Raw genomic sequence first — 22,594 nt, 5'->3', positions numbered from 1 at the left:
GCCCGACGATGGTCTAAGCTAGCGCCATGCAGCACTCGCTTCCCCTCGCCGCCCGCCGGACCGCCAGCGAAGGTCCGCTCGCCGGCCTGTTCCATCCGGCCGTCGCCGACTGGTTCGGCACGGCGTTCGGCGAGCCGACCGCCGTGCAGCGCCAGGCCTGGCAGGTCACGACACAGCGCCGCGACGCGCTGATCACCGCCCCGACCGGCTCGGGCAAGACGCTCGCCGCCTTCCTCGCGGCGATCAACGAACTGGTCGCCGAAGGCGTCGAGCAGGGCCTGCCGGACGAAACGCAGGTGCTGTACATCTCGCCGCTGAAGGCGCTGTCGAACGACATCCAGAAGAACCTCGAAGCGCCGCTCGCCGGCATCGCCGCGCGCGCCCGCGAACTGGGCCTCGGCGAGCTGGCGATCCGCACCGCGGTGCGCACCGGCGACACCTCCAGCTTCGAGCGCGAGCGCATGAAGAAGGTGCCGCCGCACATTCTGGTGACGACGCCGGAATCGCTGTTCATCCTGCTCAGCTCGGACGCCGGCCGCGGCATGCTCGGCAAGGTCCGCACCGTGATCGTCGACGAGCTGCATGCGGTCGCCGGCACCAAGCGCGGCGCGCATCTGGCGCTGACGCTGGAACGACTCGACGCGCTGTGCGAGCGCGCGCCGCTGCGCATCGGCCTGTCGGCGACGCAGAAGCCGATCGAGCTGATGGCGCAGATGCTGCTCGGCGCCCGCGCCGCGCAGTGCGCGATCGTCGACGCCGGCCACAAGCGCGAGCGCGATCTCGCGCTGGAAGTGCCGCTCGCGCCGCTGACGCCGGTGATGGCCAACGAAGTCTGGGGCGAGGTCTACGACCGCCTCGCGGCGCTGATCGCGGAACACCGCACGACGCTGATCTTCGTCAACCAGCGCCGCCTGGCCGAACGCATCGCCCATCACCTCGCCGAACGCATCGGCGCCGAACACGTCACCGCGCATCACGGCAGCCTCGCCAAGGAGCACCGCCTGCGCGCCGAGCAGCGCCTCAAGGCCGGCGAGCTGAAGGCCCTGGTCGCGACCGCCTCGCTCGAACTCGGCATCGACATCGGCGACATCGACCTGGTCTGCCAGATCGGCTCGCCGCGCGGCATCAACGCCTTCCTGCAGCGCGTCGGTCGCGCCGGCCACGCTGTGCGCGCGGTGCCGAAGGGCCGGCTGTTCCCGGTCTCGCTCGACGATCTCGTCGAATGCGTGGCGCTGCTCGACTGCGTGCAGCGCGGCGAGCTCGACCGCGCGACGATCGTGCCGGCGCCGCTCGACGTGCTCGCACAGCAGATCGTCGCCGAGGTCGCCTGCCAGGACTGGCCGCTCGACGCGCTGTACGCGCGCTTCGCCCGCGCGCTGCCGTACCGCGAGCTGACGGCGGAACGCTTCGAGGAAGTCGTGCGCATGCTCGCCGACGGCTACGCCACGCGGCGCGGCCGCCGCGGCGCGCTGCTGCACTACGATCAGGTCAACCGCCGCCTGCGTGGCCGGCGCGGCGCCAAGCTGACCGCGGTCACCAACGCCGGCACGATTCCCGATCAGTTCGATTCCGAAGTCGTGCTCGCGCCGGAAGACCTGCGCATCGGCACGCTGAACGAGGATTTCGCGTTCGAATCGCTGCCCGGCGACATCTTCCAGCTCGGCAACGCCTCGTACCGCATTCTCAAGATCGAGACCGGCCGCGTCATCGTCGAAGACGCCAGGGGCCAGCCGCCGAACCTGCCGTTCTGGCTCGGCGAAGCGCCGGGCCGCAGCGACGAGCTGTCGGTCGCCGTCTCGCGCCTGCGCGCCCGCGCCGACGCAGCGCTCGCCGACGGCGTCGACGCCTGCGCGCAGTGGCTGGTCGGCGATCTCGGCCTGTCCGGCGGCGCCGCGGTGCAGCTCGCGCAGTACCTGCACGCCGCCAGGACCGCGCTCGGCCTGCTGCCGACGCGCGAAAAAATCGTCTTCGAGCGCTTCTTCGACGAAGTGGGCGACACGCATTTCGTGATCCACGCGCCGCTCGGCTCGCGCATCATGCGCGCCTGGGGCCTGGCCCTGCGCAAACGCTTCTGCCGCCAGTTCAACTTCGAGCTGCAGGCCGCCGCGCTGGAAGATTCGCTGGTGCTCTCGCTCGGCCCCACGCACAGCTTTCCGCTCGCAGACGTCGCGCACTACCTGCATTCGAACAGCGCGCAGGAGGTGCTGGTGCAGGCGGTGCTGCAGGCGCCGATGTTCGGCACGCGCTGGCGCTGGGCGGCGTCGGTCGCGCTCGCGGTGGCGCGCAACCGCAACGGCCGGCGCGTGCCGCCGCAGTTCCAGCGCTCCGATGCCGAGGACCTGCTGACGCACGCCTTCCCGGACGCGGTCGCCTGCCAGGACAATCTGCCCGGCGACCGCGAGGTGCCGGACCATCCGCTCGTGCACCAGACGCTCGACGACTGCCTGCACGAGCTGATGGACGTCGACGGTTTTCTCGCCCTGCTGCGCCGGCTCGAATCGGGCGCCGTCGAGATCGTCTGCCGCGACCTCACGGCGCCTTCGCCGCTGTCGGAGGCGATCCTCAGCGCCAAGCCCTACGCCTTCCTCGACGACGGCGCCGCCGAGGAACGCCGCACGCTGGCGGTGAAGAGCCGCAGCAGCCTTGAACCACAGACCGTCACCGATCTCGGCCGCCTCGATCCTGCGGCGATCGAGCGCGTGCGCGAGGAGCTGCGCCCCGACCCGCTCAACGAGGACGAGCTGCACGACGCGCTGGTCGTGCACGGCTTCCTCGTCGACGGCGAGGCGCGGCCCTGGGCAGCGATGCTGAAGAGCCTGATGGCGGCGCGGCGCGTCGCGCGCCTGCGCCCGGCCGGCGACGGCGAAGCCTTGTGGGTCGCCGCCGAGCGCCTGCGCGAACTCGGCACCGTGCTGCCCGACGCCGCCGTCGACGGCGACGCGCCGCTGCTCGGCGCGCCGCTCGATCGCGAGTCCGCGCTGCGCGAGCTGATGCGCAGCCGCCTCGAAGGCCTCGGCCCGATCACCGCCGCCGAGCTGGCGCGGCCGCTCGGCGTCGAGACCGCGGAAATCGAGCTGGCGCTGCTCGCGCTCGAACAGCAGGGCTTCGTGATGCGCGGCGCCTTCACGCCGGAGGCGGTCGCCGCCGACGCCGTCGAATGGTGCGAGCGGCGCCGCCTCGCACGCATCCACCGCTACACGCGCGACCGCAAGCGCGCCGAGTTCGCGCCGGTCTCGCCGGCCGCGCTGATGCGCTTCCTGCTGAGCTGGCAGGGCCTCGCCGGCGGCGAACAGCGCGAAGGCCCGGTCGCGCTCGAAGCGGTGCTCGCGCAGCTGGAAGGTTTTCCGATCGCGGCCAGCGCCTGGGAAAGCGAGATCCTGCCGGCGCGCCTGCGCTGGTACGAGCCGCACTGGCTCGATCAGCTGTGCGCGACCGGGCGCGTGCTCTGGCAACGCCTGCCGAACGGCGCCGGCGAGGCGCGCAAGAGCGCGCCGGTGCGCGCGACGCCGATCGTGCTGCTGTCGCGCGAGCACGCCGCCTACTGGCAGGCCGCGCCCGACGCCGATCCGGAGCTGTCGGGCCCCGCACGCGCCGTGCTCGACGCGCTGCGCACGCACGGCGCGTCGTTCTTCGTCGACCTCGTCGACGACACCGCCCGCCTGCGCAGCGAAGTCGAAACCGCGCTCGGCGAGCTGGTCAGCCACGGTCTGGTCACCGCCGACGGCTTCGCCGGCCTGCGCGCGCTGGTCGCGCCCGCCGAGATCAAGGCGCGGCGGCTGCGCCGCGGCGGCCTGCGCGCCGCCTTCGAGAATCTCGAAGGCGCTGGCCGCTGGAGCCTGGTGCGGCCGCGGCGCGCCGAGGCCGGCGCCACCGACGGCGCCGACATCGAGCATGTCGCGCGCGTGCTGCTGAAGCGCTACGGCGTCGTCTTCCGCAAGCTGGTCGAACGCGAGCCGCAGCTGCCGCCGTGGCGCGAGCTGTTCTACGTGCTGCGCCGTCTCGAAGCGCGCGGCGAGATCCGCGGCGGTCGCTTCGTCAACGGTTTCGCCGGCGAGCAGTTCGCGCTGCCCGAGGCGGCGGCGAGCCTGGCGCGCCAGCGCGAGGACCGCGACGGCGCGCTGGTCGCGGTGTCCGGCTGCGATCCGCTGAACCTCACCGGCCTCATCATGCCCGGCGAGCGCGTGCCGGCGCTGCCCGCCAACCGCGTGCTGCTGCGCGGCGGCGTGCCGGTCGCCAGTCTGGTCGGCGGCAACGTGAAGATGCTCGCCGACGCCGATCCGGCCCTGCAGTGGGAATGGCGCAACCGCCTGCTGCGGCGCGGCGGCGGGGCGCCGCCGGACGCGCCGGACGAGGACGACGGACAGCAGGCGCAGGCCTGATGCCGCGGCATTTCAGCGCCGCGACCGATACGGTCATCGCCGCCAGCCTGTGTGATCCCGCCGCCTGGCGCCGCGGCCGCGTCGACTATGCGGTCTGGCTGATCGACGCCGACGACGCGCCGCTGCGCGCGCGGCTGGCGATGCTGCGCGAGCGGCTCGGCGATCTGTGGCTGCCGCAGCGGCGCGCGCCGCACCTTACGCTGCACGTCTGCGGCTTCGTCGCCGAGCACGCCGTGCACGACGACGATTGTCCGCGCGCGGCGCTCGCCGCCCAGCTCGCGGCCTTGCAGGCGCTGGCGCCGCCGCCGTTCGAACTGACGATCGGCGGCCTCGACAGCTTCGACTCGGCCGCGTTCCTGGCGGTCGATGATGCGCAGCGCGCGCTGCCGCCGCTGCGCGCCGCACTCGACGCGGTGCGGCCCGAAATCCGCTTCGCGCCCTACGTGCCGCATCTGACGCTGGGCCTGTACGCGCAGGCCTGGCGCAAGGACGAGATCCGGCGCCGCCATGCCGCGCTGCCGGCCCTGCCGCCGCTGCGCCTGCGCGTCTCCTCGCTGCGCCTCGCCGGCTACGATGCGCGCGATCCCGACAGCCCGCTGCGCACGCTCGTGCGGCTGCCGCTGCACGAGCGTGTGGAAGCCGGCGCCGCGTCGGCCTGAGTGCGGCCGGAGACGCCGGAGACGGGCCTGACCGCGATCAATGCAAGCCGCTGCCGCGGTCGCGAGACTGCCCGCTCTCCCCCGACTCCGGAGCCGCACCGTGAAAGCACTCGTCTATCAGGGCCCGGGCCGCATGGCCTGGCAGGACAAGCCCATGCCGGCCGTCGACCAGCCGAGCGATGCGCTCGTGCGCATCACGCACACGACGATCTGCGGCACCGATCTGCACATCCTCAAGGGCGACGTGCCGGCGGTGACGCCGGGCCGTACGCTCGGCCACGAAGGCGTCGGCGTCGTGGAGGAGGTCGGCAGCGCGGTCTCGAACTTCAAGAAAGGCGACCGCGTGCTGATCTCCTGCATCACCTCGTGCGGCCGCTGCCCGGCGTGCAAGAAGCAGCTCTACTCGCATTGCGAAGACGGCGGCTGGATCCTCGGCCATCTGATCGACGGCACGCAGGCCGAATACGTGCGCATCCCACACGCCGACAACAGCCTCTATCCGCTGCCCGCCGGCGGCGACGAGGAAGCGCTGGTCATGCTCAGCGACATCCTGCCGACCGGGTTCGAGATCGGCGTGCTCAACGGCCAGGTCAAGCCGGGCGACACCATCGCCATCGTCGGCGCCGGGCCGATCGGCATGGCGACGCTGCTGACCTCGAAGTTCTACGCGCCGGCCCGCATCATCATGGTCGACACCGACGCCAACCGCCTGCAGACCGCCAGGACTTTCGGCGCGACCGATGTGGTCGACGCCAGCGACGGCAAGGCCGCCGAGAAAATCCTGGCGATGACCGGCGGACGCGGCGTCGATGTCGCGATCGAAGCGGTCGGCGTGCAGGCGACCTTCGACGTCTGCCAGCAGATCGTCGCCGCCGGCGGCCACATCGCCAACGTCGGCGTGCACGGCAAGAGCGTCGAACTGCATCTCGAACAGTTGTGGATCAAGAACATCACGCTGACCACCGGCCTGGTCAACACCAACACCACGCCGATGCTGCTGCAGACCGTGCAGGCCGGCACCGTGGCGCCGGCCGCGCTGGTCACGCACCGCTTCGCGCTCGGCGACATCGAACAGGCGTACCGGGTGTTCGGCAACGCCGCCAAGGAAAAGGCGCTGAAGGTCGTGCTCAAGGCCTGAGGCATACCCCGGCCGGCGCCGGCACTCAGCGCCGGCCCGACTGCTCGATCAGCCAGTCGCGCAGCGCGTGCACCGCATCGATGTGCGGATGGTCGGCGCGCCAGACGAAGAAGTAGGACGACGGGTCCGGCACGCAAAGATCGAGCAGCTGCACGAGGCGGCCGCTGCGCAGTTCGCCCTCGGCGAACACGCGGCGCGCGAGCGCGACGCCGAGTCCGGCGGCGGCGGCGTCGAGCAGAACCGCGGAATCGGTGAACACCGGGCCGCGCTTCGGTTCGCGCAGTTCGGCACCGGCGGCATGCAGCCAGGGTTCCCACGGCACCCAGGGATTGCGCAGCAGCGTGCAGTCGGCCAGCTCGGCGAGCGTCTTCGGCAGATCGCCGCCGCGATAGTGCGGCGCGCAGACCGGCAACAGCTCGTCGCCCATCAGGCGCACCTGCTGTACCTCGGGCCAGCCGCCGGTGCCGTAACGGATCGCCGCGTCCGCCTCGCCGGCGGCGAGGTCGGCGAGCCCGGCGCGCACGTCGAGGCACAGATCGATGTCGGGCCGCTGCTCGATGAAACCCGCCAGCCGCGGCACCAGCCAGCGGCTCGCCAGCGAGGACAGCACGCTGAGGGTCAGCGTCAGATGCTCGGTGCGACCGGCACGCTCGAAGCCGCGCTCGAGCAGGGCCAGCGCCTGCCGCACCTTCACGACCAGCAGGCGGCCGTGCTCGGTCGGCACCATGCGGTTGCCTTCGCGCTCGAACAGCCGCAGGTTCAGGCGCTCCTCGAGCGTGGCGACGTGATGGCTGATCGCGCCGTGCGTCAGCGCCAGCTCGCGGGCCGCGCGCGTGTACGACTGATGGCGCACGGCCGCCTCGAAGGCCTGCAGGGTGGCGAGTGGGGGCAGCCGGGTCGTCATGGCGCCAGTGTACGGCGCGCACCCGCCACGCTGTGAATTCGGCTCACAACCGGCGGCAAAACGCTTCGATTCCCTCGCCGCGTCGGCCGGCTCACACTGCGCGCCCTCGAAGCCTCGCCGGACCCGATCATGCCGCACTACCGCCTCTACTACGCGCCGGGCGCCTGCTCGCTGGCGCCGCATATCGCGCTCGAGGAAATCCAAATGGCCGGGCTCGCCGACTACGCGACGACGCGCCTGCTGCTGCCGGCCGGCGATCAGCGCAAGTCGGAATTCCTGGCCGTGAATCCGCGCGGACACGTGCCGGTCCTCGGCTTCCGCCTCGACGGCCAGGCGCAGACGCTGACCGAGAACCTGGCGATCCTGCGCTTTCTCGCCGAGCAGCATCCGCAGGCGCGGCTGTGGCCGGCCGACGCGCTCGGCGCCGCGCGCGCCTCGGAGTGGTTGTCGTGGCTGGCGACCGACGTGCACGCCTATGCCTTCATGCAGGTCTTCTACCCCGCGCGCTATGCGGCCGAGGCCGGCGCGCAGGTCGCCGTCGAAGCCAGCGGCCGCGCGCTGCTGACGCGCTACTGGTCCGATCTGGAGGCGCGCCTGCCGTCGGCCGTGCTCGATGCCGGCGCCGGCGAGCAGGCCTACGCGCTCGGCGCGTTCAGCGTCGTCGACGCCTACCTGATCGCCTTCTACCGCTGGGCCAAGCGCTACGGCTTTGCTCCGCACGAGCGCTATCCGCGCTGGACCGCGCTGACGCAGCGCACGCTGGCGCGCGAAAGCGTGCGCCGCGCGTTCGCCGAGGAACGCATCAGCCTCGATGATCCGCTGCCGGCGCGGCCGGCCCCCACGCTGTTCCAGGAGAACGCCGCATGAGCCACACCCTGACGTCCGCCGAAGCGGATTACCGGCGCGGCTTCGCGGCCACGTTCGGCGCCTTCCTGATCTGGGGCCTGCTGCCCCTGTACCTCAAGCAGCTGCACGACACCGGCGCGCTGCAGATCATGGCGCACCGCGTGGTCTGGGCCTGCCTGTTCGTGTTCGGCTACCTGGCGCTGCGCGGCGAACTCGGCAAGGTCGGCGCGGCGCTGCGCGATCCGCAGGCGCGCCTGCGCCTCGCCGCGTCGGCCCTGCTGATCAGCGGCAACTGGCTGGTCTACGTCTGGGCCGTCACCAACGGCCACGTCATCGAGGCCAGCCTCGGCTACTTCATCAACCCGCTGGTCAGCGTGCTGCTCGGCGTCTTCGTGCTGCGCGAAAAGCTCAACCGCGCACAGTGGCTCGCGGTCGCCATCGCCGCGCTCGGCGTCGCCTGGCTGACCTGGCAGGTCGGGCGCCTGCCGTGGATCGCGCTGGGTCTGGCGGCGAGCTTCGGTGCCTACGGCCTGATTCGCAAGATGGTGGTCGTCGACTCGGTCGCCGGCCTCGGCGTCGAGACGCTGCTGGTCGCGCCGCTGATGCTCGCCTACCTGCTCTGGTGTACCTATGCCGGCACGCTGAGCTTCGGCGCCCACGACCGCCTGCTCGACGTCCTGCTGATCGCCAGCGGCGCGGTGACGGCGATTCCGCTGGTGATGTTCGCCTACGGCGTGCGCCGCGTGCCGCTGTCGACCGTCGGCCTGATGCAGTACGTCGGCCCGACGCTGCAGCTGCTGACCGGCATCTTCGTCTTCCACGAAGCGTTCACGGCCGAGCGCATCGTCGGTTTCGCGATGATCTGGGCGGCGCTGTTCGTGTTCGCCGGCGAAGGCCTGTGGCGCGCGCACCGGGCGCGGCCACGGCTGGCCACCGCCTGAGCGTCGCGGCGATGCGCAAGGCCCCGCCCGCCGTCGCGGCGCAGCACTGCATCGTCCGTTGCCACACGGTGCACGCCGAGTACGAGCCGGAATTCCTCGCCGCGCACTGCGCGGACGGTGCCTGGGCGGCGCTGTTCCGGCGCGGCGACGGCTACCTCGGCCGCGAGCTGCGGACGCTGCCGGACGGTCGCTACCGCACCATCGACCGCTGGCGCTCGCAGGCCGACTGGGAACGCTTCCATGTCCGCCATGCCGCCGCCTGCGCGCTGCTCGACGCTGCCTGCGCGGCCTTCATTCTCGACCAACGACAGGAGTCGCCGTGATCGACCCGCTGAGCCGGCAGAGCAGCACCGCCCGACGCGACTGGTCGCTGATGATCGTCGCCGCGACCATCCTCACGCTGACGATGGGCGTGCGCCAGTCGCTGGGCCTGTTCGTCGCGCCGATCCACGCCAGCACCGGCATCGGCATCGTCGGCATCAGCTTCGCGCTGGCGATCGGCCAGCTGATGTGGGGCGTCGCGCAGCCGCTGTTCGGCCTGGTCGCCGACCGCCGCGGCTCGGTCGGCGTGGTCCGGCTCGGCGGGCTGATGCTCGCCGCCGGCCTGGTGCTGACGCCGCTGCTGCCGAGCGCCTTCGGCCTGACGCTGGGCCTCGGCGTGCTGGCCGCGGCCGGCGCCGGCGCCGGCAGCTTCTCGATCCTGATCGGTGCGACCGCGCGCCAGCTGGCGCCCGAGCGCCGCGCGTTCGCGGCCGGCTTCATCAACGCCGGCGGCTCGTTCGGCCAGTTCCTGTTCGCGCCGCTGGCGCAGGCGATCATCAGCGTCGCCGGCTGGGCCGCGAGTCTCTACGCGCTGGCCGCGGCGAGCCTGCTGTCGCTGCCGCTGGCGCGGCGGCTGCGCGGCGCGCCGGCCGACGATGCGGTCGCGGCGGCGCAGCACGGGCCCGGACTGCGCGCCGAGCTGCGCCACGCGTTCGGCGAGCGCAGCTACTGGTTCCTGCACGCCGGCTTCTTCACCTGCGGCCTGCACATCGCCTTCCTCACCACGCACCTGCCCGGTGAGGTCCAGCTCTGCGGGCTGCCGGCCAGCGTCTCGTCGATCTCGCTCGGCCTGATCGGCCTGTTCAACATCGCCGGCAGCCTGTTCGCCGGCAGCCTCGCGCAGCGCTGGCCGATGCGGTGGGTGCTGGCCGGCGTCTACGCGAGCCGCGCGTTGATGATCGCGCTGTATCTCGTCGCGCCGCGTACGCCGCTGACCTTCTACGTGTTCGCCGCCGGCCTCGGCTTCAGCTGGCTGGCGACGGTGCCGCCGACCGCGGGCCTGGTCGGCCAGCTGTTCGGCACGCGCTATCTCGGCACGCTGTTCGGCCTGACCGTGCTCAGCCACCAGATCGGCGGCTTCTTCGGCGCCTGGCTCGGCGGCCTGACGCTGGCGCGCTTCGGCGACTACGGCTGGATGTGGTACGCCGACATCGCCTTCGCGCTGGCCGCGGCGCTGATCACGCTGCCGGTGCGCGAAGCGCCGCCGCGCCTGCAGCCGGCCTGAAGCGGCGCCACGCGCCGGCTCAGGCGAGGCGCTGCACGGTCCAGAGCAGCGCCAGCGCGGCGATCGCCAGCGAGCCGGGCACGACGACGAGGCGGCGATAGCCGCTGCGCTGGCGCAGCCAGCCGGTCAGCAGCAGCGCCAGCGCGACGACGGTGAGCTGGCCGAGCTCGACACCGACGTTGAAGCTGAGCAGCGCGCCGAGGAAGTTCTGCTGCGGCAGGCCAAGCTCGCGCAGCGCGGCGGCGAAGCCGAGGCCGTGCAGCAGGCCGAACGCGAACACGATCGCCGCGCGCCAGGCGCTGACGCGCACGAACAGCAGGTTCTCGATCGCGATCCAGGCGATCGACAGCGCGATCGCCGGCTCGACGACGGCCGCCGGCACGCGCAGCGCGCCGAAGCTCGACAGGATCAGCGTCACCGAGTGCGCCAGCGTGAAGCTCGTCACCAACATCAGCAGCGTGCGCAAATTGCGCGTGCCCAGATACAGGCCGACGACGAACAGCACGTGGTCGAGGCCTTTCGGCAGGATGTGCAGGAACCCGAAGCGCAGGTACTCGAACGCCGTCGTCCAGCCGGCGCGGCGCGTGTCCGCGTCGCTCGTCGCCGGCGCCCCCGGCGGCGGCGCCTGCAGCAGGAATTTCGGGCTCTGCTGGCCGGCGACCAGCCAGCGCGTCATCTTGCGTCCGTCCGCGGCGTGCAGCGTCAGCGCGATCGGCTCCTCGAACGCGAACGCAGTATCGAAGCGCGCGAGCACGCGCCCCGGCGCGCCGGCAGCGCGCGGCGGCAGCACGCCGCGCAGCTGCACGCCGGTCATCGGCCAGTTCACCGGATTGCGGAACTCGGCCTCGCTCTGCTGCGGCAGCGTCGCCGCGACCGGCGTCAGCAGCAGCGGCACGCCGTCGACCTGCAGCTGCATCGCGCCGGCCAGCCTGCCAAACAGCGCGGCGAGCCGCGCCTCGTGCAGCGGCGCGGTGGCGCGGCTCAGCGCGTAGTAGTCACCGGGGCCGCCGGCCTCGCGCGTGAGGTCGATCGAGACCGCGACCTCGACCTCGCCGCCGGCGGCGAAGTCGACATCGATGCGCGTCATGTTCAGCAAGTGCGCCGACGCCGGCAGCGCCGCGCCGCCGAGCAGCAGCGCGACCAGCACGGCGGCGAAACGCCTCACGGCGCCGGGGCCCGCGCTACCAGACGACGGCGTGCGTTTCGCCGGTCGTCACGTTGACGAAGCCGCCCGGATTGCCCTCGTACGGCGCGACCAGCTGCCACTTCCACGGCGAGGCAGTCAGGAACGCGAAGCGCATGCGCTCCGGCAGGCCCGGCGCACCGATCCAGTCCATCGCGTCGGCCGCCTCGTGCAGCGCTTCCATCTCGGCGGCGACTTCGTCGACCGGCCGCGAGGTCATCAGGCCGCCGACGTCGAGCCGGACCTTGGCGACGACCTTGCCGCCGCTGACCAGCGCCCAGCCGCCGTGCAGCTCGGCGATCGTGTTGACGGCGAGCGCCATCGCCGCGTCGTCGTTGCCGGCGACCCAGATGTTGTGCAGATCGTGCGACTGCGAGCTGGCGAGCGCCGAACCCGGCGTCTTCGGCCCCACGTTGCGCCAGAACATCTTCGACACCGACGGCGTGCTGCCGCCCTTGCCGTGATAGCGGTCGACGACCGCGACCTTGATGATGCCCTGCGCCGGATCGGCGACGACGCTGCCATCGGCCTGCACCGGCAGCGTCGAGGTGATGAAGTCCGGCTCGAACCAGAACGGTTCGAGCAGTGCGACGTCGACCTGCTGACGGCCCGCCGGTGCCTTGACGACGAAGTCCTCGGCCTTCAGTGCACGGCCGATGTTGATCGTGTTGTAGATCCAGTCCGGATACTCGATCTTCGGGATCGGCAGCAGGTACTCGGTGCCCTTCGAGGCCAGCCGGCCGTTGGCGAACACGCGCGTGACCGCGACCTTCTTCGGATCGGACAACAGCACCACGTCGGCGTAGCGGCCGGGCGCGATCGAGCCGAAGCGGTCCTCGAGATGGTAGTGGCGCGCGGTGTTGTAGCTGCCGAGCTGGTAGGCGATCTCGACCGGCACGCCGGACTCGATCGCGGTGCGGATGTTGTAGTCCATCGAGCCGAGCTGCAGCGTCGCGTGCACGTCGCGGTCGTCGGTCGTCACCGAGACGTTCGACCAGTCCTGCAGGCCGTGCTCGATCAGGAACGGGAACAGCGTGCGCATCAGATCGACGCGCGCCTCGATGAAGACGCCGCGGCGCAGCTTGTCGAGGCCTTCCTGCGGCAGCCGCGCCTCGTGGTCGGACGACAGTCCGGCGGCGGCGAAGGCGTTGATCTCGTCCGGCTTGATCAGGCCCGAGCCGTGGCCCTCGACGATGCCGCGATGCGCCATCGTCGCGTCGATCATCTCCCAGATGCGCTGGCGGCCGCCTTCGGCCCTGGCGTTCGGCGGCGCGTTGACCGCCGGCCAGTCCATGACCTCGCCGAGCGAGATCACGCGCTCCGGATTTTGCTCCATGAAGTCCGACATCTCGCGGTAGCCGTAGTAGCCGCCGCCGAACTCGTAGATCGTCGGCGGCGTCGCCGAGCCGATCGACGCGAAGATCTTCAGCGGGCTGCCGGCCTTCTCGGCGCGCAGCCAGAAGTCGACGTTGTGAGTGCCGACGACGTTGGAGATTTCGTGCGAGTCCTCGATCGTCCAGGTGTTGCCGCGCGGGATCACCAGCGCCGCCTCGTATTCCGGCGTCAGATACGAACTCTCGATGTGCTTGTGCGATTCGCCGAAGCCCGGCACCGCAAACTCGCCGCTGGCATCGACCACCTCGCCCGCCTGGCCCGGCCAGGTGCCGGCAGCGCCGACCCAGGCGATGCGCTCGCCGGCGATGACGATGTCCTGGTTCGGCAGCCACTCGCGCGTGAACACGTCGAGCACGGTCGCGCCGCGGATGATGCGATCGGCCGGCTCGCGGCCGAGCGCGACCTGCACCAGATGCTGGCGGATCTGCACCTCGGGGCTGAAGCTGTGCGCCTTTTCGGGCACCGATGCAGGCGCCGGCGGCGCGTCCTTGGCCTTGCAGCCGGCGAGCGCCAGCAGCGCCGCCGCCGTCATCGACACCGCCCAAACCGCGCCACGCCTGCGTTTCATGCTTTCGCTCCCGGGAGTTCGCCGCGACTCAAGGCCAGGCACTGCCCGGCGCGGGGAGCAGAACTGCAAATTGCATACCATCGAAAACAGGATTGTCGACATTCACGCCGCCGGCGCCGCGATGCCGGTGTGTATCCGTTGCACTGTGTTTGCATCTGTAAACGGCGCCTTCACTGCCGGCCGCCGGCGCCGCTACGCCGCTCAACGCCATCACATCACGGCAAGGGAGAGCGGCATGAGCATTTCGGGCATCGGCAGTACCTCCGGCGTCTACGCCGGCTTCGGCAACGGCGGATCGGGCGGCGGTTTCGGCCAGGATCTGCAATCGCTGCTCGGCGCGGTGGACAGCGGCGACCTGACCGCGATCCAGGACGCTTATTCGAAAATCACCGCCCAGGCCAGGACCGGCGGCGACGGCCAGGACCCGGTCGGGCAGATGCTGTCGGCGATCGGCGAGGCGCTCGACAGCGGCGACGTCGGCGCCGCCCAGGACGCGGTCGCCACGTTCAAGGACACCGCGCCGCCCAGCGGTGCCGGCGGCCCGCCGCCGCCGCCCGGCCCGCCGCCGGCCTCGGAAGCGGTCAGCGACAGCCTGCAAAGCCTCGTCGACGCGCTGTCGGACAGCGATCTCGACGATGCGTCATCGGCCTTCGCGACGCTGAGTGACGCGCTGGCCAGCACCGGCAACGGCGACAGCGGCGACGGCTACAACCCGATGGCGACGCTGGTCGGCAAGCTTGGCGACGCGATCGCCGCCGGCGATACGTCGACGGCGCAGAGCTATCTGTCCGAGGTCATGCGGCACCTGCCGTCCGGCAGCCTCGTCAACACCTCGGCCTGAACGGCCGCGCAGGGACGGCCCGGCGCATCGTCCGGCCGTCCCCGCAACGCGGTGGAACTCAGTACCCGGCGGCCAGCCCGGCCGGCCGGCGCCGATCATTGGCGCCCTGCAGCGTGCCGTCGGGTTCGACCAGGATCGCTTCGTCGGCGCCCCAGGATTTCACCTCGCGGATCGTGTGCCCCATCGCTTCGAGCTGCTGCCGCACCTCCGCCGTCAGCAGGCCGGGCTCGACGTTGATCTGGTCCGGCAGCCACTGCATGTGCAGACGCGGCGCATCGACCGCCTGCTGCATGTTCATGCCGAAGGCGATGACGTTGACGACGCTCTGCATCACCGTCGAGATGATCGTCGAACCGCCGGGGCTGCCGGTGACCATGAACGGCTTGCCGCCCTTGAGCACGATCGTCGGCGACATCGAGCTGAGCGGACGCTTGCCGGGCTCGATCTGGTTGACCTTGCCCTGCACCAGCCCGAACGAGTTCGCGACGCCGGGCTTGGCGGTGAAATCGTCCATCTCGTTGTTGAGGAAGAAGCCGGTATCGCCGGCGATCTGCGCGATGCCGAACAGGTAGTTGATCGTGTAGGTGACGGCCACCGCGTTGCCCCAGCGATCGACGACCGAATAGTGCGTGGTGTGTTCGCCCTCGTCGGCACCGAGACTGCCGCGGATCTCGCTCGACGGCGTCGCACGGTCGGCGCGGATCGTCTGGCGCAGCGCCGCGGCATGCGCCGGCGCGAGCAGCTGCGCGATCGGATTGCGCACGAAGGCCGGATCGCCGAGGTAGGTATTGCGGTCGGCGAAGGCGCGGCGCGCCGCCTCGGCGAGATGGTGCACGCTCGCCGCCGCGCCGTAGCCCCAGCGCTGCAGCGGATACGGATCGACGATCTGCAGGATCTGGCACACGGTCGTGCCGCCGGAACTCGGCGGCGGCGCCGACACCACCGTGTAGCCGCGAAAGCCGCAGTTCAGCGGCGTCTCCCAGCGCACCTGATAGTCGGCGAAATCCCGCAGCGTCAGGATGCCGCCGTTGCGCTCGCTGGCGTCGACCAGCGCGCTCGCGATCGGGCCGCGGTAGAACGCCGCGACGCCGCCGGCGTCGATCTGCGCCAGCGTGCGCGCGAGCTGCGGCTGGCGCAGCGTCTCGCCGGCCGCGTACGGCTGGCCGTCGCGCAGGAAGATCGCCGCGACGTTCGGATACTTCGCGAAGTCGGCGACGCGCGTGTTGAGGATGTTGACGTCGCCCTGCTCCAGCACATAACCGTCGCGCGCCAGTGCCAGCGCCGGCGCGATCAGCGCGCTGCGGCTCATCGTGCCGAACTTCGCGCGCGCCGCTTCGAGCCCCATCACCGTGCCCGGCACCCCGACGCCGAGATACGTGTCGGTGCTGCGGCCTCTGACGACGTTGCCGGCCTCGTCCTGGAACATCGTCGGCGTCGCCTTGCCCGGCGCCTGCTCGCGGAAATCCAGAAAAAGGTTCTGGCCGCCGGCGAGGTGAATCAGCATGAAACCGCCGCCGCCGACATTGCCGCAGCACGGATGCACGACGGCCAGCGCGTAGCCGACCGCGACCGCCGCGTCGACCGCGTTGCCGCCGCGCTTGAGTACGTCGACGCCGACCTGCGTCGCCAGATGCTGCGCCGACACCACCATCGCCTGCTTCGCGCGCACCGGCTGCGCGTCGGCGAGCGCCGCCAGCGTGGTCGGCGGCGCGGTGGCATCGAGCGCGCGCGCCGAAATCGCGTCGCCGCGCGCGAACGCGAAGCCCGACAGCAAGGTGGCGACGAACGCCGACGACAGCAGGCAATGACGCGCGAAACCGTTCTTCATCGTAGCGACCTGACGAGGAGAGCCATGACCATAACGGAGCCGCGCCGCAAAGCGGAAATGGCGCGACGCCCACAAAAAGGCCGGGAGCGACCCGGCCTTGTGCAGCAGCGGCGCGATACGACCCCGGGGATCACAGCGCGCGATAGACCTCGGCGCCCTGCTGCTTGAACTCCTCGGACTTCTCGGCCATGCCGCGCTGCAGCGCCTCGGCCTCGTCGGCGCCGACCCTGGCCGCGTACTCGCGCACGTCCTGCGTGATCTTCATCGAGCAGAAGTGCGGACCGCACATCGAGCAGAAGTGCGCGAGCTTGGCGCCTTCCTGCGGCAGCGTCTCGTCGTGGAATTCCTTGGCCTTTTCCGGATCGAGGCCGAGGTTGAACTGGTCTTCCCAGCGGAACTCGAAGCGCGCCTTGGACAGCGCGTTGTCGCGCACCTGCGCACCGGGGAAGCCCTTGGCGAGGTCGGCGGCATGCGCGGCGATCTTGTAGGTGATGATGCCCTCGCGCACGTCGTCCTTGTCCGGCAGGCCGAGATGTTCCTTGGGCGTAACGTAGCAGAGCATCGCGCAGCCGTACCAGCCGATGTTGGCGGCGCCGATGCCGGAGGTGATGTGGTCGTAGCCGGGCGCGATGTCGGTGGTCAGCGGCCCGAGCGTGTAGAACGGCGCCTCGAAGCAGTGTTGCAGCTGCTCCTCCATGTTCTCCTTGATGAGCTGCATCGGCACATGACCGGGGCCTTCGATCATCACCTGCACGTCGTGCTTCCAGGCGATCTGCGTCAGCTCGCCGAGCGTGTGCAGCTCGCCGAACTGCGCCTCGTCGTTGGCGTCGGCGATCGAGCCCGGACGCAGGCCGTCGCCGAGCGAGAAGCTGACGTCGTAGGCCTTCATGATTTCGCAGATTTCCTCGAAGTGCGTGTAGAGGAAATTCTCCTGGTGATGCGCGAGGCACCACTTGGCCATGATCGAGCCGCCGCGCGAGACGATGCCGGTGACGCGGTTCGCGGTCCACGGGATGTAGCGCAAGAGCACACCGGCGTGGATCGTGAAGTAGTCGACGCCCTGCTCGGCCTGCTCGATCAGCGTGTCGCGGAAGATTTCCCAGGTCAGGTCCTCGGCCTTGCCGTTGACCTTTTCCAGCGCCTGGTAGATCGGCACGGTGCCGATCGGCACCGGCGAGTTGCGCAGGATCCACTCGCGCGTCTCGTGAATGTTCTTGCCGGTCGACAGATCCATCACCGTGTCGCCGCCCCAGCGCGTCGCCCACACCATCTTCTCGACTTCCTCGGCGATCGACGAGGTGACGGCGCTGTTGCCGATGTTGGCGTTGATCTTCACGCGGAAGTTGCGGCCGATGATCATCGGCTCGAGTTCCGGGTGGTTGATGTTGGCGGGGATGATGGCGCGGCCGCGCGCGACTTCATCGCGCACGAACTCCGGCGTGATCTCGCGCTGCAGGAACGCACCGAAGCTGTGGCCGGCGTGCTGGCGGCGCAGGTAGCCGGCCTTCTCGTAGCTCTCGCGCAGCTCCTGCAGGCGGCAGTTCTCGCGGATCGCGACGAATTCCATCTCCGGCGTGACGATGCCGCGACGCGCGTAGTGCATCTGGCTGACGTTGGCGCCGGCGCCATTCATGACCCGGGCCTTGCGCGGCGCGCGGATGTGCTCGAAGCGCAGCTCGGCGGTCTTGTCGTCGGCGGCGCGGATGCGGCCGTAGATCGAGCTCGGACCCTTGAGCCGCTCGGTGTCGCCGCGCGCCTCGATCCAGGCTTCGCGCAGCGCCGGCAGGCCGGCGCGCAGGTCGATCGTCACGTCCGGATCGGAATACGGCCCCGAGGTGTCATAGACGGTGACCGGCGGGTTCGGCTCGATGCCGCCGGCGCTGCGCGTCGCCGACAGCGTGATCTCGCGCATCGGCACGCGGACGTCGCCGGCGCCCTCGACGTAGATCTTGCGGCTCGCCGGAAACGGCTGGCGGACTTCGGCGGACAGCTCGTCGGCCTTGCGGAAGAGGTCCTGCGGGACGGCGTTCATGGGCACACCTTCGAAAACATGAAAAGCGGACGAAGGAATGCGCGCCGGCGGGCGAATCACGCCCGGCGAGCCTTCCCTTCGCCGGTTGGGGGAATCGGTTCGACCGGCCAGGTTCCAAGGGTGTCATCTCAGCCGACGCTCACGTCGGCACCCCCGGCTACGAACGGCTAGCTTAACCCGCCCGCCGGTCCGCGCAAAACATGCCGTTCGGAGCGCCGCAGCCGGCCTCGACATTCCATTGACGTGTCGTGCACCGCCTCTTGACGTGGCGGCCGGCACAGTCGCGGCCCGAGCATTCAGGAACCGCGATCGTCGTGAACAAGAAGGTTTGGTTGAGCGCCGCGACAGCCGCCGCGCTGACACTGGCTTGGAATGCGGCCGAGGCCGCGGGCCTGACAACCGAGATACGGGACGACCCGGATCGCGCCGCCGGCGACATCTTTCAGATCCTCAACCCGCTGGTCGCCACCGGCTTCACGCTCTACAAGCACGACTATCAGGGCACCAAGGAATACGCCTACAACTTCGCCGCGACCTTCGCCGCGACGCAGGCGCTGAAGTACGCGTTCAACAACACCAGCTGGGGCGAGCGGCCGAACGGCCACGACGGCTCGTTTCCGTCCGGCCATACCTCGTCCGCCTGCTCGGCCGCGGCCTTCATGTCGGACCGCTACGGCTGGATGTACGGCCTGCCGCTGTACGGCACCGCGCTGTTCACCGGCTACTCGCGCGTCGACGAGCACTTCCACCACTGGCGCGACGTCATCGCCGGCTGCGCGCTGGCGGTCGGCGTCTCCAAGCTGATCACCACGCGCTATCAGGAAGAGCACCGGCTCAGCATCGCGCCGATCATCGACCGCGATACCGTCGGCCTGCAGCTGCACCTCGACTTCGCGCCCTGACGCGGCGCGGCGACGCGCGGCTCAGGCGCCGTCGCGCTGGATGAAGTACAGCGCCGCGTAGATGCGCGGCTCGATCAGCAGACCCTCGGCCGCCTTGCCGCGCAGCCAGCCGTCGACTTCGGCGAGCGGCACGCGATGCACGGTGATGTCCTCGCCGGCGACACCGCCGCCCGCGCCGACGCGGACCAGATCGCGAATGCGCACGAGGTGCAGCATCTCGCTGGTCAGCCCCGCGGCGACCGGCCCCGACAGCAGGATCTCGGCGCGCGCACCGCGATAGCCGGTCTCCTCTTCGAGCTCGCGCAGCGTCGAGGCCTCGATGCTCTCATCCTTGAATTCCGCCTCGTCGCCGATCATGCCGGCCGGCAGCTCGATCGTGCGCGCCTGCAGCGGCAGGCGGTACTGCTCGACCAGCAACAGCTCGCGTTCCGGTGTCACGGCGGCGATGAAGCCGGCGCCGGAACTGTTGACGCGCGAGACGTACTCCCAGTGCCGGTCGCGCAGCAGGCGCAGAAACTTGCCGCGATGGAGTTCTTCGATGACGGGCGTATCGGCGTTCATGGTCGACGGGCAGGAACCTTCATTGCGGTTTCAGGACTTGCCGGGCACCCAGCGCTCGGCGCGCGCCGCCGCCTGCGGGCCCTGCGCCAGCATCTCGGCGAGCCACGGCAGCGCCGCCTCGATCTCGCTGACGAAGGCGTACGGCGGGTTGACGACGAGCACGCCGCAGGCATGCATCTGCCCCGCGCTCGGCGCACCGGTTTCCAGCGTGTAGTTGATCGCCTCGCGCTCGCCGTCGCGGCGCACGCGGCGCAGGAAGCGCTCGGTGTCGAAGCGTTTCTTGTACGGATACCAGACCGCGTAGATGCCGTTGGCGAAGCGCGCCTGCGCGCGCTGCAGGAACGCGGCGACGGCGTCGAACTCGTCGGGCCGCTCGAACGGCGGGTCGACCAGCACCAGCCCGCGCTTCTCGCGCGGCGGCAACAACGCCGGCACCTCGTAGCCATCGCGCTGGTGCACGGCGACGCGCGGATCGGCGCCGAGCGAGGCCTTCAGCTCGGCGGCGATCGCCGGCTCGCGTTCGCACAGCACGATGCGATCATCGCGCCGCGCGAGCCGGCTCGCGAACCAGGGCGAACCGGGGTAGCGGCGCAGCTCGCCGCCGTCGGCGATGCCGTTCATGGCACGCACGATGTCGAGATAGGCGTCGACCGGCGCCGGCGCATCGCGCATCGGCAGCAGGCGGGCGATGCCGTCGTGGAACTCGGCGGTGCGCTCGGCCGCGGCACTGCGCAGGTCGTAATCGCCGCCGCCGGCGTGGGTCTCGATGTAGGCCCACGGGGTTTCCTTGCGGTTCAGCGCGCGCAGCAGGCCGCAGAGCAGGACGTGCTTGAACACGTCCGCGAAATTGCCGGCGTGAAAACGGTGCTGGTAGTGCAAGCGCGGGTCCGTGAACGGCGAGGGCCGGCAGTATAGCGAGCGCCGGCCGCGCTTCCCGCCCCGGCCACGACCCGCACCGCCGCCGCCCGGCGCGCTATGCTCGCAGCCGGCTCACGCAGACCGATCGCCATATCGGCAGGAGTTTCATCATGGCCACCGGCTGGGCGCATGACGGCGCCGTGCAGGATCAGATCGACGCGACCGTTCAGGACGCGGTGCTGCGCGCGCGCAGCAAGCTCGCCGACGGGCCGAGCCTGAGCCATTGCCTGGAATGCGGCGAGCCGATTCCCGAAGCGCGCCGCGCGGCGATTCCCGGCGTGCGCCTGTGCGTGAGCTGCCAAGCCGCGCAGGATCGCAGACCCGAGAATCTGAGCGGCTACAACCGCCGCGGCAGCAAGGACAGTCAGCTGCGCTGACGCAGCGCCTGACCGGCTCGCGCCTTGGCGGGTTCGTAAAAAAAACCGCGGCCACGACAGGGGAAGGGTCGGTGGCCGCGGGACAAATCCGGCACGCGCTCAGGTTCGCAGTGCCGGTTTCCTCGGGGGGATCGTGATGCCGGGCCGCGGCGACGCCCGGAGGCGCCGCCGCGGGTCTGATGCCTCAGAACATGTACTTGGCGGAGAACTGCAGGCGATCGAGATTGCCGTCGTCGCCGTTCTCGACCTCGCGATGCGCGTGGCGGAACTCGGCGCCGAGCGTCAGCGTCTTGACCGGCGAGTACAGCAGATTGACGGCGGCGCTGTAGACCGTCTTGGTCGTCGTCGCCGTGTTCACCAGATTCTCGTCGTTGTCGACGCTCAGGCCCGAGATCGCCAGCGAGCTGCGCAGCTGCGAGGTCCACGGATGGCGGTAGGCGATGTAGCCGGCGTAGACGGGCACGGTGCTCAGGTCGGTGCCGTCGAGCACGGCGTCGGTCGCGGTGCCGAGCGCCACGTAGCGGCCGATGCCGTCGCCGCCGGTCAGCATGAAGCGGATGTCGTCCTTGCCGAGCGGAATCTTGCCGGAGACGCTGACGCCGCCGCCGAACGCGGTGTCGTCGCGCGCCGGCACCGCCGGCGGACCGGCGACCGCGGCATTGTCGATCTTGAGCTGGCGCAGCACGGCGGCCACGTTCAGTTCGGCGCTGCCGAGCTTGAAGCCGTAGCGCGCCGTGACGTCCGGCACGATGTTGTCGTCGGTCGCGCCGACGCCGGCGACCGTGGTCTGCGGATTCTCCAGCGCGATCGCGAAGCCGCCTTTCGTGTAACGCACCTGCGGCTGGCGTGCGAAGACGGTGCCTTCCGACGGGAAGGCGACGAAGTCCAGCGTCTCCGGAATCGCGCCGAGGTTGATGAACGTGGTCCAGTCCTGGCCGAACAACCAGTTGTCGAAGGTGATGTACGCGCGGCGCAGCGCCGGGTTGTAGGCGTTGGTGGTGTTCTCGTTGCCGGCGCCGCTCGCCGCATTGTTGATCGTCGGACTGATCTGGCCGCTGATGAAGTCGAACTCGATCAGCGTGCCGAGCTTGTGGCCCTCGACCGGCGTGTCGGTCTTGATGAACAGCCGCGTTTCCTTGGCGTGCAGGTCGAGCGTGCTGTGCGATTCGCCGCTGCCGCCCGATACCGGGATCGCGCTCGGCACGTAGAAGTCGCGCGCCGTGCCCTGGCCGACCTCGCCGTCCGAGAAGCGGCTGGCGAGCACGTCGAGCTTCACGTATCCGCCGATCGTCACGTTGGTATCGCCGAACTTGGTCTCGGCGGCCTGCGCGGCGTGCGCCGCGAACAGCACGCCGGCAGCGGCGGCTATGCCTAGCTTGTTCATCTAGTCTCCTCCAGCTTGTTATGTCGTCGCCGGCACGGAAAGCGCCGGTGCAACGATGAAGGGGCAAGCCGCATGCCATGCCGGAACGGAACGTCGATTCCCATATAAAGCAAAGGCTTGTCTGGCGAACGCCGACTGGCGCGCAACGCCGTTGTCACATTCCGGAACCGAGGCCTGTTACGCTCGGTAACA

The 22,594-nt window shown here is 70.6% G+C and carries 18 protein-coding genes; 10 read left to right on the top strand and 8 right to left on the bottom strand.

Annotation, left to right across the window (positions count from 1 at the left end; all coding sequences use genetic code 11):
- The first annotated feature begins 26 nt into the window (after window positions 1-26).
- The 3 genes from K343_RS0111420 to K343_RS0111410 all read left to right on the top strand — a co-directional run bounded on the left by K343_RS0111420 (window position 27) and on the right by K343_RS0111410 (window position 6,176).
- Window positions 27-4,379, top strand: a complete 4,353-nt coding sequence (locus K343_RS0111420) for a DEAD/DEAH box helicase (protein ID WP_028008194.1) — start codon at window positions 27-29, stop codon at window positions 4,377-4,379.
- Entirely contained in the window at window positions 4,379-5,038 is a 660-nt protein-coding gene (locus tag K343_RS23425) for a 2'-5' RNA ligase family protein (protein ID WP_051278234.1), read from the top strand. Before K343_RS0111420 ends, K343_RS23425 begins: the two co-directional genes overlap by 1 nt.
- A 100-nt stretch (window positions 5,039-5,138) precedes the next feature.
- Window positions 5,139-6,176, top strand: coding sequence for a zinc-dependent alcohol dehydrogenase family protein (locus tag K343_RS0111410; protein WP_028008193.1), 1,038 nt, complete (start codon window positions 5,139-5,141; stop codon window positions 6,174-6,176).
- A 25-nt stretch (window positions 6,177-6,201) separates the two neighbouring features.
- Here K343_RS0111410 and K343_RS0111405 read toward each other — a convergent pair whose 3' ends face one another.
- Entirely contained in the window at window positions 6,202-7,080 is an 879-nt protein-coding gene (locus K343_RS0111405) for a LysR substrate-binding domain-containing protein (protein ID WP_028008192.1), read from the bottom strand.
- Window positions 7,081-7,209: 129 nt separating this feature from the next.
- Between K343_RS0111405 and K343_RS21795 the strand changes: the two genes are divergently transcribed.
- Genes K343_RS21795 through K343_RS0111385 form a run of 4 tightly spaced genes read left to right on the top strand, consistent with a single transcriptional unit; the run spans window position 7,210 to window position 10,413 of the window.
- Window positions 7,210-7,947, top strand: a complete 738-nt coding sequence (locus K343_RS21795; protein ID WP_051278232.1) for a glutathione S-transferase family protein — start codon at window positions 7,210-7,212, stop codon at window positions 7,945-7,947.
- Entirely contained in the window at window positions 7,944-8,867 is a 924-nt protein-coding gene (gene rarD, locus K343_RS0111395; RefSeq protein WP_084615834.1) for an EamA family transporter RarD, read from the top strand. The genes K343_RS21795 and rarD overlap by 4 nt, the downstream gene beginning before the upstream one ends.
- A gap of 11 nt (window positions 8,868-8,878) precedes the next feature.
- Window positions 8,879-9,190, top strand: a complete 312-nt coding sequence (locus tag K343_RS0111390; RefSeq protein ID WP_154662527.1) for a hypothetical protein — start codon at window positions 8,879-8,881, stop codon at window positions 9,188-9,190.
- Window positions 9,191-9,240: 50 nt separating this feature from the next.
- Window positions 9,241-10,413, top strand: coding sequence for an MFS transporter (locus K343_RS0111385; protein ID WP_043112611.1), 1,173 nt, complete (start codon window positions 9,241-9,243; stop codon window positions 10,411-10,413).
- A 19-nt stretch (window positions 10,414-10,432) separates the two neighbouring features.
- On the opposite strand, the gene K343_RS23420 is transcribed toward K343_RS0111385, so the two are convergent.
- Entirely contained in the window at window positions 10,433-11,578 is a 1,146-nt protein-coding gene (locus K343_RS23420) for a HupE/UreJ family protein (protein WP_154662526.1), read from the bottom strand.
- Window positions 11,579-11,594: 16 nt separating this feature from the next.
- On the bottom strand, window positions 11,595-13,559 hold the full coding sequence (locus K343_RS0111375; protein ID WP_245585181.1) for an adenine deaminase: 1,965 nt from the start codon (window positions 13,557-13,559) through the stop codon (window positions 11,595-11,597).
- Window positions 13,560-13,794: 235 nt separating this feature from the next.
- Between K343_RS0111375 and K343_RS0111370 the strand changes: the two genes are divergently transcribed.
- Complete coding sequence (locus tag K343_RS0111370) at window positions 13,795-14,400, top strand: hypothetical protein (RefSeq protein ID WP_028008186.1); 606 nt, start codon at window positions 13,795-13,797, stop codon at window positions 14,398-14,400.
- Between the two features lie 58 nt (window positions 14,401-14,458).
- Here the strand turns inward: K343_RS0111370 and ggt are convergent, their stop codons facing one another.
- Together ggt and thiC are read right to left on the bottom strand one after the other, a co-directional pair.
- On the bottom strand, window positions 14,459-16,228 hold the full coding sequence (ggt, locus tag K343_RS0111365) for a gamma-glutamyltransferase (protein WP_245585180.1): 1,770 nt from the start codon (window positions 16,226-16,228) through the stop codon (window positions 14,459-14,461).
- A gap of 130 nt (window positions 16,229-16,358) precedes the next feature.
- The gene (thiC, locus tag K343_RS0111360; protein WP_028008184.1) at window positions 16,359-18,260 is read right to left on the bottom strand and encodes a phosphomethylpyrimidine synthase ThiC; all 1,902 of its coding nucleotides are present in this window, start codon (window positions 18,258-18,260) and stop codon (window positions 16,359-16,361) included.
- A 314-nt stretch (window positions 18,261-18,574) separates the two neighbouring features.
- Here thiC and K343_RS21785 point away from each other — a divergent pair, with 314 nt between their 5' ends.
- Window positions 18,575-19,162, top strand: a complete 588-nt coding sequence (locus K343_RS21785; protein WP_161628883.1) for a phosphatase PAP2 family protein — start codon at window positions 18,575-18,577, stop codon at window positions 19,160-19,162.
- Window positions 19,163-19,183: 21 nt separating this feature from the next.
- Here K343_RS21785 and K343_RS0111350 read toward each other — a convergent pair whose 3' ends face one another.
- Together K343_RS0111350 and K343_RS0111345 are read right to left on the bottom strand one after the other, a co-directional pair.
- Entirely contained in the window at window positions 19,184-19,723 is a 540-nt protein-coding gene (locus tag K343_RS0111350; RefSeq protein WP_028008183.1) for an NUDIX hydrolase, read from the bottom strand.
- Window positions 19,724-19,753: 30 nt separating this feature from the next.
- Entirely contained in the window at window positions 19,754-20,602 is an 849-nt protein-coding gene (locus tag K343_RS0111345) for a 23S rRNA (adenine(2030)-N(6))-methyltransferase RlmJ (protein WP_028008182.1), read from the bottom strand.
- Window positions 20,603-20,751: 149 nt separating this feature from the next.
- Here K343_RS0111345 and K343_RS0111340 point away from each other — a divergent pair, with 149 nt between their 5' ends.
- Window positions 20,752-21,018, top strand: a complete 267-nt coding sequence (locus K343_RS0111340) for a DksA/TraR family C4-type zinc finger protein (protein ID WP_028008181.1) — start codon at window positions 20,752-20,754, stop codon at window positions 21,016-21,018.
- Between the two features lie 184 nt (window positions 21,019-21,202).
- Here the strand turns inward: K343_RS0111340 and K343_RS0111335 are convergent, their stop codons facing one another.
- Window positions 21,203-22,402: a DcaP family trimeric outer membrane transporter gene (locus tag K343_RS0111335; protein ID WP_028008180.1), complete on the bottom strand. Its 1,200-nt coding sequence runs from the start codon at window positions 22,400-22,402 to the stop codon at window positions 21,203-21,205.
- Window positions 22,403-22,594 lie beyond the last annotated feature (192 nt).

Source organism: Solimonas flava DSM 18980 (assembly GCF_000426685.1).
GTDB classification, from domain to species: domain Bacteria; phylum Pseudomonadota; class Gammaproteobacteria; order Nevskiales; family Nevskiaceae; genus Solimonas; species Solimonas flava.
The sequence above is the reverse complement of the archived record's forward strand: the minus strand, read 5'-3'. Positions and strand labels throughout refer to the sequence as shown.